Genomic DNA, 12,623 nt, shown 5'->3' on the forward strand with positions numbered 1-12,623 from the left:
AACGTCCCGCTCGTTGTCTTCCCGCCGATAACCCCGATACGATGGCCCCAAAGCTATTGCAGGGCTCTGGAACAGGCTTTTCGCAGTACCTGGCAATAGATTGACCCACTACAAGAACACAACAGGGGGCGATCATGACGGATCGGGTGATGGCGCAAGCCAGGCGCGGTGCCTGGCCGCTGGCGGCCAGTGCGCTGCTGGCGTTGGCGTTGGCGACAGGAACAGGTGGTGCACGAGCCGCGGCGGCCGAGGAGTATTCGGTGGAGTCGGCGCGGGCCAGCCAGAGCCTGCTGATCGATGTCGCCCATGCCGGCAAGCGGCTGGTGGTGGTCGGTGACCGGGGCCATATCCTGTTCTCCGACGACCAGGGCAAGACCTGGGCCCAGGCCCGGGTACCTACCCGTCAACTGCTCACCGCCGTGTTCTTCCTCGACGACAAGCGTGGCTGGGCCGTCGGTCATGACGCCCAGGTGCTGGCCAGCAACGATGGTGGCGCCACCTGGAGCAAGCAGTTCGAAGACCTCGCCCGCGAGGCGCCCCTGCTCGATGTCGCCTTCCTCGATGCCCAGCACGGTTTCGCCGTCGGCGCCTATGGCGCATTGCTCGAGACCACCGATGGTGGCCAGCATTGGCAGGACATCGGCGAGCGCCTGGACAACCCCGACCAGCTGCACCTGAACGCCATCGCCCAGGTCAAGGACGCCGGCCTGTTCATCGTCGGCGAGCAGGGCAGCATGTTCCGCTCCAGCGATAACGGCCAGAGCTGGTCCGTGGTCCAGAGTCCCTACGAGGGGTCGCTGTTCGGTGTGATCGGCACCACCCAGGCGCGCAGCCTGCTGGCCTATGGCCTGCGCGGCAACCTGCTGCGCTCCACCGATTTCGGCGATACCTGGCAACCGATCCCGCTCAAGACCGCCCGCGGCCCATTCGAGTTCGGCCTGGCAAGCGCTACGCTTCTGGAAGATGGCAGCCTGGTGCTGGTGGGTAACAGTGGCAGCGTATTGCGCAGCCAGGATGACGGCCAGAGCTTCTCGGTCTACAACCGCGCCGACCGCATCGCCTTGTCGGCTGCCACGGGCCTTGCCGACGGCGGCTTGCTGCTGGTCGGGCAGGGCGGGGTGCACCTGGCCACTGCCCAGGGCGCCGAGGAGGTGCAGCCATGACCAGCCGGGAGAGCTTCGACATGCACCAGCAACACCATCAGGACAAGGCCACCCTGCTCGAGCGGCTGATCTTCAACAACCGGCCGGTGGTCATTGCCCTGTGCCTGCTGGTGAGCATCTTCCTGTTCTGGCAGGCCACGCAGATCCGCCCGTCCACCAGCTTCGAGAAGATGATCCCGCTGCAGCACCCGTTCATCGAACAGATGATCGAGCACCGCAACGACCTGGCCAACCTTGGCAACACCGTGCGTATCTCGGTGGAGGCGGTCAATGGCGATATCTTCGACAAGGACTACATGGAGACCCTGCGCCAGATCCACGACGAGGTCTTCTACATTCCTGGCGTCGACCGTGCGGGGCTCAAGTCGCTGTGGAGCCCGGCGGTGCGCTGGACCGAGGTCACCGAAGACGGTTTCGCTGGCGGCGAGGTGATCCCCAACACCTACAACGGCTCGGCGCAAAGCCTCGAGGAGCTGCGCGACAACGTGCTCAAGTCCGGCCAGGTCGGGCGCCTGGTGGCCAACAACTTCAAGTCCAGCATCGTCGACGTGCCGTTGATGGAGAGCTACCCGGACCCACAGGACCAGAGCAAGCAGGTCAAGCTCGACTACCAGCAGTTCTCCCACCAGCTGGAAGAGAAGATCCGCGACAAGTTCCAGGCCCAGAACCCCAACGTGAAGGTGCATATCGTCGGCTTCGCCAAGAAGGTCGGTGACCTGATCGACGGTCTGGTGATGGTGGTGATGTTCTTCGGCGTGGCCCTGGCCATCACCTGGGCCTTGCTGTACTGGTTCACCTGGTGCATCCGCAGCACCATCGCGGTCCTTATCACCACCCTGGTGGCGGTGGTCTGGCAACTGGGGTTGATGCATGCAGTGGGCTTCGGGCTGGACCCGTATTCGATGCTGGTGCCGTTCCTGATCTTCGCCATCGGCATCTCCCATGGCGTGCAGAAGATCAACGGTATCGCTTTGCAGTCCAGCGGTGCCGACAATGCCCTGACCGCAGCTCGGCGCACGTTCCGCCAGCTGTTCCTGCCGGGCATGATCGCCATCCTGGCCGACGCCGTGGGCTTCATCACTTTGCTGGTGATCGACATCGGGGTGATCCGCGAGCTGGCCATCGGTGCGTCGATCGGCGTGGCGGTGATCGTCTTCACCAACCTGATCCTGTTGCCGGTGGCGATCTCCTATGTGGGCATCAGCCAGAAGGCCATCGCCCGCAGCAAGAAGGACGCGACCCGCGAACACCCGTTCTGGCGCCTGCTGGCCAATTTCGCCAGCCCCAAGGTGGCGCCGGTGTCCATCGCCCTGGCCCTGGCGGCCTTCGCCGGTGGCCTGTGGTACAGCCAGAACCTGAAGATCGGCGACCTCGACCAGGGCGCGCCGGAGCTGCGTCCGGACTCACGCTACAACCAGGACAACAACTTCATCATCAACAACTACTCCACCAGTTCCGACGTGCTGGTGATCATGGTCAAGACGCCGTCGGAGAGCTGCTCGATCCATTCCACCATGGCGCCGATCGACGAGCTGATGTGGACCATGGAGAACACCCCGGGCGTGCAGTCGGCGATTTCCCTGGTCACCGTGTCCAAGCAGGTGATCAAGGGCATGAACGAGGGCAGCCTGAAATGGGAAACCCTGTCGCGCAACCCGGACGTGCTCAACAATTCCATCGCCCGTGCCGACGGCCTGTACAACGCCGACTGTTCCCTGGCGCCGGTGCTGGTGTTCCTCAACGACCACAAGGCCGAGACTCTGGAGCGCGTGACCTCGGTGGCCAAGGCCTTTGCCGACAATCACAACAAGGATGGCCTGCAGTTCCTCCTGGCGGCGGGTAATGCCGGCATCGAGGCGGCCACCAACGAGGTGATCAAGTCGGCCGAGCTGACCATCCTGGTGCTGGTCTACCTGTGCGTGGCGGTGATGTGCCTGATCACCTTCCGTTCGTTCGCCGCGACCCTGTGCATCGTCCTGCCCCTGGTGCTGACCTCGGTGCTGGGCAACGCCCTGATGGCCTTCATGGGCATCGGCGTGAAGGTTGCCACCTTGCCGGTGGTCGCCTTGGGCGTAGGTATCGGCGTGGACTACGGCATCTACATCTACAGCCGCCTGGAGAGCTTCCTGCGTGCCGGCCTGCCGCTGCAGGAGGCCTATTACGAAACCCTGCGGTCGACCGGCAAGGCCGTGCTGTTCACCGGGCTGTGCCTGGCCATCGGCGTGTGCACCTGGATCTTCTCGGCGATCAAGTTCCAGGCCGACATGGGCCTGATGCTGACCTTCATGTTGCTGTGGAACATGTTTGGCGCGCTGTGGCTGCTGCCGGCGCTGGCGCGGTTCCTGATCAAGCCGCAGAAGCTGGCGGGCAAGGTGGGCGGGTCGATCTTCGCCCATTGATCCACACGGGGCCGCCTTGCGGCCCAATCGCCGGCAAGCCGGCTCCCACAGAGGCAGCATTGGCCGCTTGTTCTCTGCGCGACAGCGCAGCCCGAAGGGCTGGGTAATCTCCCACCGAGATTGCGCCGCTCTCAAGACTTGCGAAATCCCTGTGGGAGCCGGCTTGCCGGCGATTGGGCTGCACAGCAGGCCCGGGGTTATACTGGCGCCCCACTTTTTACCTGGTGCTCCAATGTCTTCCCTCGCCACCGCCCTCGCAGCCTGCGACATGCTGCTGATCGACGGGCTCCACGCCTTCGACTTCACCTACGACGACTCAGGCCTTTCGATCGAATGCATGGACGGTCGCCAGCTGCGCCGTTGGCGCTTCACCCCCGAACAAGTGGCCGCTGCCATCGCCGAGGGCGACCAGTGGCGGCTCGCCGATGCCGAAGGCGAGCATCGGCTAGTCTGTATGGATGCCCTGCGCGCTTCGGAAGATGACGATGATGAAGATCTGGAAGAGCCTGCTGGCCGCTAGTCTCATGGGCCTGACAGTGAACAGCCATGCCGCGGTACTACTCGTTGGCAGCTACACCGACGGTGCCAGCCAAGGAATCTACCGCTACCGCTTCGACAGCGACAGCGGCCAGGTCGATGCCAAGCCGTTGCAGGTGGTCAAGAGTGTCAGCCCGTCCTGGCTGGTGCTGTCCGCCGACCAGCGCCTGCTGTTCGCGGTCAATGAAACGCCCCAGGGCCAGGTGAGCAGCTTTTCGCTGAATGCCAAGGGTGACATCAAGCTGCTCAACCAGGTGGCCAGCCGTGGCGACGAACCGACCCACGCCAGCCTCAGCCATGACCAGCGTTACCTGTTCGTTGCCAACTATGCCGTCGCGCCGGAGCCGGGCGGCAGCCTGGCGGTGCTCCCGGTGGCACGCGACGGCAAGCTCAAGGGCGTGGTCCAGCAATTGCGCCATGCGCCCAGCAAGGTCAACCCCGAGCGCCAGGCCGGGGCCCATGTGCATTCGGTGGTGTTCTCGCCCGAAGGCCGGCACCTCTATGCCAGCGACCTGGGTGCCGACCAGGTGTTCATCTACCGCTACGACGGGGCCAGCCCCGAGCATCCGCTGAGCCCGGCGATTCCCGCGTCGGTCAGCCTGCCTCCAGGCAGCGGCCCGCGACACCTGCTGTTCGATGCCAAGGGCCGGCACGCCTACCTCACCCTGGAGATGAGCGCCGAGGTGGTGATGTTCGACGTGCAGGACGGCAACCTGGTGGAACGCCAACGCCTGCCCCTGACCGAGCGGCAGGAGGCCGCGGCCAAGGCCGCCGGCGGGCTGCACCTGTCGGCCGACGGGCGCTTCCTGTATGTCAGCAACCGCGGCACCAGCAATGAGATCGTGGCCTACGCGGTCGACAAGCACGATGGCCAGCTGACCCTGTTGCAGCGCCGCTCCGTCGAAGGCGACCACCCACGGGAGTTCAGCCTCGACCCCAGCGGCAAATTCCTGTTGGTGGCCAACCAGAAGAGCAACCAGATCGTGGTCCTGCGCCGCGACCCGCGTAGCGGCAAGCTGGGCGAAACCGTGCAGAAGCTGGCCCAGGATGCGCCATCGGATCTCAAGTTTCTCGAGTGACCCTCGATTGGATTGAAAAGGCTGGTAATGGCACAACGCCATGTGTTTGAATTTGACGCTGTATTTTTGACTTCCGAGAGGTGAAGCATGATGTGGCGTATCGCGGCGGTGGTGCTGTTGCTGTTCTCTTCGCCGATCCTGGCGATCTGAAGTGCTCGAAACGCCAGGGGTATACCTATAGGGCTGTTCAGCGCGCCATGATGGCCTTGAACAACGCCGACTCGAGCCACCCTTGCAACCAGCTGCGCAACCGGGGGTAGGGTGCTTCGGCGAACCAGTCAGGTTCCACCCCGGCAAACTGGCGCATCAGCGGGAGCAGGGCGGCGTCGGCCAGGCTCGGATGGTCGGCCAAGAGGTAGGGCCGGCCTTCGAGCAACCCTTCGAGCTCGACCAGCCACGGTTCGGCCTGCTGACGATAGAACGCCCGCGGGTGGTCGGGGTAACGCTCGGCGTACTTGTACAGGTTCACGTGTACTTTGAAGTCCCGGTCGTTACGGGCGATCAAGGCCTCGGCCTGTTGCGCGCCGCCCGGGTCGGCCTGCAGGCGCCAGTCCTGTGGGTCGTTCTGGGCCAGCGCCCAGCGCATGATGTCCAGGCTTTCCTCCAGCACCCCGGCACCGGTATCGAGCACCGGCACCGTGCCCTTGGGCGACAAGGCCAGCAGCTCGGCCGGCTTGTTCTTCATTGCCACCTCGCGGACCTCCACCGGGCAGCCTGCATAGCGTAATGCCAGGCGTGCGCGCATGGCCCAAGGGCAGCGACGGAACGAGTAGAGAATCACCCGCACACCTCCACGTCACTCAAGCCATTGCCCTGGCGACGCACCTGGATCTGCACCGGGATGCGCTCGTGCATTTCCTGCACATGGGAAATCACCGCCACCTTGCGCCCCTGGGCCTGCAGCCCGTCGAGGGCATCCATGGCCAGCTGCAGCGATTCGGGGTCCAGGCTGCCGAAGCCCTCGTCGATGAACAGCGACTCGATGCGCAAGGTGCTCGAGGCCATGGAGGCCAGGCCCAGGGCCAGGGCCAGCGACACCAGGAAGGTCTCGCCGCCGGAGAGCGAATGGACCGAGCGCAGCTCGTCGCCCATTTCGGTGTCCAGCACCAGCAGGCCCAGGGCACTGCCGCCGCGCTTGAGGCGGTAGCGCTTGGCCAACTGGCGCAGTTGGCTGTTGGCGTGGTGCAGCAGCAGGTCGAGGTTGTAGCCCTGGGCGATCTTGCGGAACACGTCCCCCGAGGCCGAGCCGATCAGGGCGTTCAGGCGTGCCCAGCGTTGCCATTGCTGGTAGGCCTGTTCGATCTGTTCGGCCAGGGCCTGGTGGGCTTGCTGGCGGCGTTGATCGTCGGCCTGCCGGGCGCGCAGCTCGGCGCAGTGCTGTTCCTGCAGGGCCAACTGCTGACCGATTTCGGCCAGGGCCTGATGCAGGGCTTCGGCAGCCAGATCGCCCTGGCCCTGCTCGGCATGTTGCTGCAGGCGTTGTTCGCGTTCCTGCAGCAGCACGCGGCTCTGCTCGATGGCCTTCTCCGCGGTTTGCAGGCGCTGGCGCAGTTCGCCGAGCTGGGCATCGTCGATGCCCAGCAGGCGTTCCAGGCCGGTGTCGTCCAGCTCAGGGTGCTCGCTGCGCCATTGGCTGATCTGACCCTGCAGTTGCTGGCATTCCTGCTCCAACGCCTGTTGCCGCTGGTTGTTGGCCTTGAGTTCGCTGGCCAGTTGCACGTCCTGGGTGTGCAGCGCCTGGAGGCGTTGGGCCGTTTCGGCCTCGACCACCCGGGCCTGTTCCAGCTGGGTGTCCATGTGCTGTTGCCAGGCTTCGGCACTGGCCTGTTCGCCGAGCAGCTCGCTTAAGGTCGCCAGGGCCTGTTGGCGCTGTTCGTCCAGCGTGGCGAGCGTGTGCCGGAGCTGCTGTTGGGCAGCCAGGCGGGCCTGTTGCTGGTCGCGCAGCTTGTCCAGCTGGACCTGGCGGGCCTGCTGTTCCTGCTGTTCGTCCTGGCGTTGCTCGAGCTGCTGGCGACGCTGGGCGATCTGCTGGTCGAGGCCGAGGAAGGCCGTAGCCGGGTCGTCGCGCAGGGCCTGGAGGATATCCTCAGGCAGCACGTTGGCCAGGTCGTTCAAGCCCTGTTGCAGTTGCTGCTCGTCGGTGGCCAGGGCCTGGTGCTGCTGTTCGAGGTGACGCTGGGCCTGTTGCTGGGCCTCGCTTGCCGCCTGCAGCTGCTGGGTGAGACGGGCGGCGTCCTTCTGCAGGGCCAGCAGGGCCGCCTGGCGTTTTTCGTCGCGATCGATCTCTTCGCCCAGGCGACGCAGCTGGCCGTCGAGCCAGGTGCGGCGGGCGTTGTCGTCCTGCGGGGCGAGGGCCGGCCACAAGGCATGCGCCTGGAGCTGTTCGGTAAGGGGTTGCAACTGCTCGCCCAGTTGCACCTGCTGTTGCTGGAAGTCCTTGAGCTGGGCATTGACCACGCCCAGCTCGGTCCGCAGCTCCACCAGGCGGGTGTTGAGGCGCTCGACCTGCGCACGGGCAGCGTCCTCTTCGGCCTGGTCATGGCGGCCGAGGCTCTGCAGCAGGGCGTCGGGCTGGTGGAACGGGTGCTCGGCACTTCCGCAGACCGGGCAGGGTTCGCCATCGCGCAATTGCCCGCGCAGCTCTTCCACGCTGCTGGTACGTGCCAGGCGCTGGCGTTCCAGCAATTGGCGGGTCAGGGCCAGTGCCTGCTCGGCGGTTTCCAGTTCGGCCTTGGCCGCGGTGCCTTCGCCGATGAGTCGCTGGCGCTGCTGCATGGCCTGCTGCTGGCGCTCGCGCAAGGTCGCGACGAACTGGCGCAGTTCCAGTTCGCGGGCCTGCAGGCGCGACAGCTCCTCGACCGCGCGTTGCTGCTTGCGGTTGTCCTGGAGCATGGCGCCGAGCAGGTCGACCTGCTCGGCCAGGGCCTGGGGTTCGGCCCCGGCTTCGCGGAACAGCAGCTCGAAGGCGTCACGTTGGCTTTGCAGCTGGGCGTTGGCCTGGCTGGCCTGGGCCTGCAGGCCGGGCAGCTCTTCACGGCCCTTGGCCAGGCGCGCCCCGATCTGCATCACCTGCTTGAGTTGCGGTAGGTAGGCCTGCCAGGCGCTGGCCAGGCCCGCCAGGTGCTCGCTGTCGGCCAGCGCCATGTCAATCTGCGCCAGGTGCTGCTGGCTGCGTTGCTGGTGTTCCTCGAGCTGCTGCACCTGCTGCTGGCCGTCGGCGACGTCCTGGTCAGCCTGCTGGGTGGCGCTGCGTTGGCTGGCCAGCGCCTGGTCGAGGCGTGCCAGGCTGTCCTGGGCGGCAAAGGCCTGGCGCAGGAGAGGGGCGTTTTCGCTGTGCTGGGCCTGGTTGTGGGCCAGGGTCTGGCGCGCGGCCTCCAGCGCTTGCTCCAGTTCGCTGGTGCGGACCTGCAGGTCGGCCTGCTGGCGCTGCTGGTCGACGAGTTCTGCAGCCAGGGGCGCCAGTTGTGCGGTCAATACCTGCTGGCGGTGGAACTGGTGGCGTTGGGGGGCCAGGCGTTCCAGACGTTGCAGGTCCAGGCGCTGCTCGGCGAGTTGTTCCCAGCCTTGCTCGGCCGCTAGCAAGGCGGCCTGGGCCTCGGCGTGCTGGGCCTGTAGTTTGCTGTGTTCGTCGAACCAGGCCCGCTGCTGTTCCAGTTGACGCTGGCGCGCCTGGCCGGCCTTGAACTGCTGTTGGGCCTGCTCCAGCTGCTGGTCGAGCTCGGCGCGGGCCTCGGCGGCCATCGGCACCAGGTGCTCGGCCTGTTTCTTCAGGTCGTTGTGCGCTTCGCCGGCCTCGCGGGCCTTGCTGAAGGCGCGTTGGCCCAGGCGGGTGTAGATCGCCGTGTTGGTGAGTTTTTCCAGCAGTTCGCTGCGGTCCTTGTCGTCGGCCTTGAGGAAGGCGCCGAACTCGCTCTGGGCCAACATCACCGCGCGGGTGAACTGCTCGAAGTTCAGGCCCAGGCGCGCCTCGACCAGCTGCTTGTATTCGTTCTTGCCGCTGCCCAGCAATTGCTCGGCGTCCAGGTCGTACAGGCTCTGGCGACTGAGCTGCAACTTGCCGTTGGCTTTTTCACGGGCGCGGTTGGCTTCCCAGCGGGCGCGGTAGCGGTGCCCATCGATGCCCACGAAATCCACCTCGGCGTACGCGCTGCCGGTGCCGCGGCGCAGCAGGTTGCGCGGGTCGTAGGTGGCGATCTCGCCATCGGCGTCGGGCACCTTGGCTTCCCGGCCGATATCGTTGAGCCGTGGCACGGTGCCGAACAGCGCCAGGCACAGGGCATCGAGCAAGGTGCTCTTGCCAGCGCCGGTGGGCCCGGTGATGGCGAACAGGCCAGCGCTGGCCAGGGGCTCGGCGGTGAAGTCGATGTCGATCGGGCCGGCCAGCGAGGCCAGGTTCTTCAGGCGAATGGCAAGGATTTTCATGGCTGCACCTCCTCCTGCTGTACGTCCTGCAGGAGCAGGGCGAAGTCGGCCAGGGCCTGTTCGTCGACGGGGTTGCCATAGGCCTGCTCCCAGGCGCGGCTGAACAGGTCCTGTGGAGTCATCTGCGACAGCTCGACGAACGCCCGTTCATCCTCGTCCTGGCTGCCGCGCCCAGCGTACTCGGCACTGATGCGCACCAGGCGCACGGCCTTGCCCTCCAGGGCGCCTTCGATCTGCTGGCGCAGGTCCGGCTGCGGCTCGTCCAGGCGCACCCGCACCTCCAGCCAGGGCTGGCGGTTGGGGTCTTCCAGCAGGTCGACCACCGGCAGGTCGGCCAATTGCTGCAGCAGCTCGCCCAGCGGTGCCGGGCCGATACGTTGCAGGGCCACCGCACGAGGTACCAGGCGGGCCTCGACGCTGACCAGCTCGGCGCCGTCGAGCTCCACTTCCAGCACCTGGTGCGGGTAGTTGATTTCGGCGAACGACAGCGGGATCGGCGAGCCGCTGTAGCGGATGCGTTCCTCGCGATTGACCCGCTGCGGCTTGTGCAGGTGGCCCAGGGCGACATAGCTGATGGCCTTGTCGAACAGGCGCGCCGGCAAGGCTTCGGCGTTGCCGATGACCAGGCTGCGCTCGGAGTCCTCGGACACTGCGCCGCCGGCCATGTGTGCATGGCTGATGGCGACCAGGGCCTGGTCCTTCTTGCGCTTGGCCTGGGCGGCTTCGATCAGTTGCTGGTGTACCTGGGTGATGCCTTGCAGGTAGTCGTCGCCCAGCTGCGGCCCGGTGACTTCCGCCGGGCGCAGGAAGGGCAGGGCCAGACACCAGGCGCAGACCTTGCCGCGTGCATTGGTCAGCGGGATCAGCAGCCGCTCGGCATCCAGCAGGCCTTCGTCGAGCCAGTGCACCCGCCCCAGCGCGTGGGTGCGCAGGCGCCGCATCAAGGCCGCGGGCAGCTCGATGCGCGAGCCGGAGTCGTGGTTGCCGGCGATCATCACGATGTCGAGCTTGGGCTGTTGCTCATGGGCCTGGACGATGAAGTCGTAGAGCCGCTCCTGGGCTTTGACCGGCGGGTTGACCGTGTCGAAGATATCGCCGGCGATCAACAGGGCATCGGGCTGGCGCAGACGCAGCTGGCCAAGCAGCCAGTCGAGGAAGCAGGCATGTTCGAAGTCGCGTTCCTGGCCGTGCAGGCTTTGGCCCAGGTGCCAGTCGGAGGTGTGAAACAGACGCATGGATGACCTGTCGAGTGGGGTCAAGCAAGCTTGTGCTTCGCTTGAATGATGAGCTTCTCAGAGGGGCGGCTATGGTAACTCAACACGGCCGGAGAGGGAGCAGGGTGAAGGCTGAGCCGCAGCGCCGGGTATCCGCCATTGGCGTTTTGGAACGCCAGTCCACGTTATGAAACACTTTTCTTCGCGTGTGTGTCGGGCGCGGTAGGCGCTGGCATGAGCAGGTCGGAAACCACTTCTACTGTGCGCTGACGCGTACCTGCAAACCCCTCTGCGGCAGGGCATTCAGCGAAAGCCGCTGCTATTTGGAAGGGGAAGAAATGCATGGGTGGTGCCAAATTGGCGTCACCTGGCCACTCTACCTCGCCAATTGTTGACGGGCCGCAGCACGTTGACAGTGCAGCTTTTACCGGTGTTTTCTTTTGGCCTCTCTGCCGCGCGTGGCATATCGGCGCGTGAACCCATCGTGATGGTCGCTTGCGCTAGGCAGAGTGCGGGCTGGGATGTGCCCGCTGGATCGGAGCAGCTGAGCATCGCATAGGCGTGCTGGCCGTACTTTCAAGGAGATCTCGCATGACCATGGACCTGGCCGCAGCGCTGCTGTCGCCGCAGAACCGTCGCCTGTTCAAGTTTCACAACCTGGGCAACCCCGAACCGATCGAAGCAATCGCCACGGCGGTGACCGTGTCGATATCAACGAATGGGGCGTAGCGATGGCCACCAGGAGCATCTACGACAGGATTTCCCAAAAGCGTGAGGCTGCCGAAGCGCTCGCACGGCGACAGGCCGAGCAGGAGCGTGAGGCCGCCCAAGCCCTGAGCGCGATGCCCGCTGCTGTCCAGGCATTGCCCTTGAATGCGCAGAGCAATGCGTTACGTATCGCCGGGCTCGATATGCGGGTACCCGCAGGCTTTAGCGTTCGAACCGTCGAAACCACGCTGGAATTCGCAGGCTGCGAGGTCATGTTCAGGGCGTGCCTGAGAGGCGCACCAGATGACCTGGAACTGCCCACGGCCATAGACGCGTATGTGAAGCAACTGCGCGACTGCCATACCGAACTGACCTTGGTACGCCAGGCCGAATCGTTGTTGGCAGGGCACCCGGCAGTAGCACTCGACTATGAGTTCCAGCTTGGCCAAGCGCGCCGGCACGGGCGTACGGTGTGCACGATCATCACCCACGAGAGCGACATCCGCCACTGGCTCGAGGTGGCCACCCAGATCGACCCAGCCCAGGCGCCCCTCGCCGATTGGCTGATTGAGTTCGATGCCATGCTGGCCGGGATGACGGCTCAGTAATTTTTTCTTTCAAATGGAATTTGAAACCCATGGACTATCAGCTTCAGGAAGGCAGCATCACGTTGCCGGAAGGCTTCCAGGATCGGACGGTGAACATGTTCATCTTGGGCAGCAATATCCCCGCACCGTTGAACATCACGATTTCGCGAGACAACGTTCTGCCTGCCGAGAACCTCGATGCCTATATCGACCGCCAGGTAAAACTGATCGCGTCCAAGCTGCGTGGCTACACCGTACTCGCCCGCAAGCCTGCGCAGTTATCGTCCAGCCAGCCTCTGATGGGCGTCCAGATAGAAGGTTATTACCTCAACGATGGCCGCCCCGTCTATCAACGCCAGGCCGCATTCGAGGTTGCCCCAGGGCGCATCCTGGTGTTCTCGACGACCAGCCAGGCCGACTTCAACGGGAAGCAGAACGACAGTTGGCTTGCACTGTTGAACAGCTTCGAGCCTCGCCAGAGCAGCGCCACAGCAACCACACCGCAGGGGTGAAC

Annotated in this window: 9 protein-coding genes and 1 pseudogene; 7 read left to right on the forward strand and 3 right to left on the reverse strand. The window is 65.1% G+C overall.

Translation table 11 applies throughout. The annotated features are described in order from the left end of the window. Positions 1-149: 149 nt before the first annotated feature. The 4 genes from ACXHGZ_RS06070 (at position 150) to ACXHGZ_RS06085 (ending at position 5,178) form a co-directional block, all read left to right on the forward strand. Positions 150-1,163 (forward strand): WD40/YVTN/BNR-like repeat-containing protein, encoded by a 1,014-nt coding sequence (locus tag ACXHGZ_RS06070; protein WP_480463997.1) that lies wholly within the window; start codon positions 150-152, stop codon positions 1,161-1,163. Beyond that, complete coding sequence (locus ACXHGZ_RS06075) at positions 1,160-3,562, forward strand: efflux RND transporter permease subunit (protein ID WP_480462875.1); 2,403 nt, start codon at positions 1,160-1,162, stop codon at positions 3,560-3,562. The genes ACXHGZ_RS06070 and ACXHGZ_RS06075 overlap by 4 nt, the downstream gene beginning before the upstream one ends. A gap of 232 nt (positions 3,563-3,794) precedes the next feature. Then, positions 3,795-4,082 (forward strand): DUF5629 family protein, encoded by a 288-nt coding sequence (locus tag ACXHGZ_RS06080; protein ID WP_084855079.1) that lies wholly within the window; start codon positions 3,795-3,797, stop codon positions 4,080-4,082. After that, positions 4,048-5,178 (forward strand): lactonase family protein, encoded by a 1,131-nt coding sequence (locus ACXHGZ_RS06085; protein ID WP_480462876.1) that lies wholly within the window; start codon positions 4,048-4,050, stop codon positions 5,176-5,178. Before ACXHGZ_RS06080 ends, ACXHGZ_RS06085 begins: the two co-directional genes overlap by 35 nt. Before the next feature lie 187 nt (positions 5,179-5,365). Here the strand turns inward: ACXHGZ_RS06085 and ACXHGZ_RS06090 are convergent, their stop codons facing one another. The 3 genes from ACXHGZ_RS06090 to ACXHGZ_RS06100 are packed head-to-tail and all read right to left on the reverse strand — an operon-like array spanning position 5,366 to position 10,835. Further along, positions 5,366-5,959, reverse strand: a complete 594-nt coding sequence (locus tag ACXHGZ_RS06090; protein WP_480462878.1) for a glutathione S-transferase — start codon at positions 5,957-5,959, stop codon at positions 5,366-5,368. Further along, complete coding sequence (locus ACXHGZ_RS06095; RefSeq protein ID WP_480462880.1) at positions 5,956-9,600, reverse strand: AAA family ATPase; 3,645 nt, start codon at positions 9,598-9,600, stop codon at positions 5,956-5,958. Before ACXHGZ_RS06095 ends, ACXHGZ_RS06090 begins: the two co-directional genes overlap by 4 nt. Then, positions 9,597-10,835, reverse strand: a complete 1,239-nt coding sequence (locus ACXHGZ_RS06100) for an exonuclease SbcCD subunit D C-terminal domain-containing protein (RefSeq protein WP_368829240.1) — start codon at positions 10,833-10,835, stop codon at positions 9,597-9,599. Before ACXHGZ_RS06100 ends, ACXHGZ_RS06095 begins: the two co-directional genes overlap by 4 nt. 570 nt (positions 10,836-11,405) lie before the next feature. Between ACXHGZ_RS06100 and ACXHGZ_RS06105 the strand changes: the two are divergent. From ACXHGZ_RS06105 to ACXHGZ_RS06115, 3 genes and pseudogenes are all read left to right on the forward strand, one after another. Continuing rightward, positions 11,406-11,486: pseudogene (locus ACXHGZ_RS06105) on the forward strand (Rhs element Vgr protein); the annotation flags it as partial. 59 nt (positions 11,487-11,545) lie between these two features. Beyond that, positions 11,546-12,130, forward strand: coding sequence for a hypothetical protein (locus ACXHGZ_RS06110; protein WP_480462881.1), 585 nt, complete (start codon positions 11,546-11,548; stop codon positions 12,128-12,130). A gap of 29 nt (positions 12,131-12,159) precedes the next feature. Then, positions 12,160-12,621, forward strand: a complete 462-nt coding sequence (locus ACXHGZ_RS06115) for a DcrB-related protein (protein ID WP_368829238.1) — start codon at positions 12,160-12,162, stop codon at positions 12,619-12,621. Positions 12,622-12,623: the final 2 nt, after the last annotated feature.

It is taken from the genome of Pseudomonas shiyinii (assembly GCF_056725765.1).

Coding starts and splice junctions, on each gene's coding strand:
- ACXHGZ_RS06100 (WP_368829240.1), bottom strand. CDS start 10,835: ATGCGTCTGTTTCACACCTCCGACTGGCACCTGGGCCAAAGCCTGCAC.
- ACXHGZ_RS06080 (WP_084855079.1), top strand. CDS start 3,795: ATGTCTTCCCTCGCCACCGCCCTCGCAGCCTGCGACATGCTGCTGATC.
- ACXHGZ_RS06070 (WP_480463997.1), top strand. CDS start 150: ATGGCGCAAGCCAGGCGCGGTGCCTGGCCGCTGGCGGCCAGTGCGCTG.
- ACXHGZ_RS06115 (WP_368829238.1), top strand. CDS start 12,160: ATGGACTATCAGCTTCAGGAAGGCAGCATCACGTTGCCGGAAGGCTTC.
- ACXHGZ_RS06085 (WP_480462876.1), top strand. CDS start 4,048: ATGATGAAGATCTGGAAGAGCCTGCTGGCCGCTAGTCTCATGGGCCTG.
- ACXHGZ_RS06110 (WP_480462881.1), top strand. CDS start 11,546: ATGGCCACCAGGAGCATCTACGACAGGATTTCCCAAAAGCGTGAGGCT.
- ACXHGZ_RS06095 (WP_480462880.1), bottom strand. CDS start 9,600: ATGAAAATCCTTGCCATTCGCCTGAAGAACCTGGCCTCGCTGGCCGGC.
- ACXHGZ_RS06075 (WP_480462875.1), top strand. CDS start 1,160: ATGACCAGCCGGGAGAGCTTCGACATGCACCAGCAACACCATCAGGAC.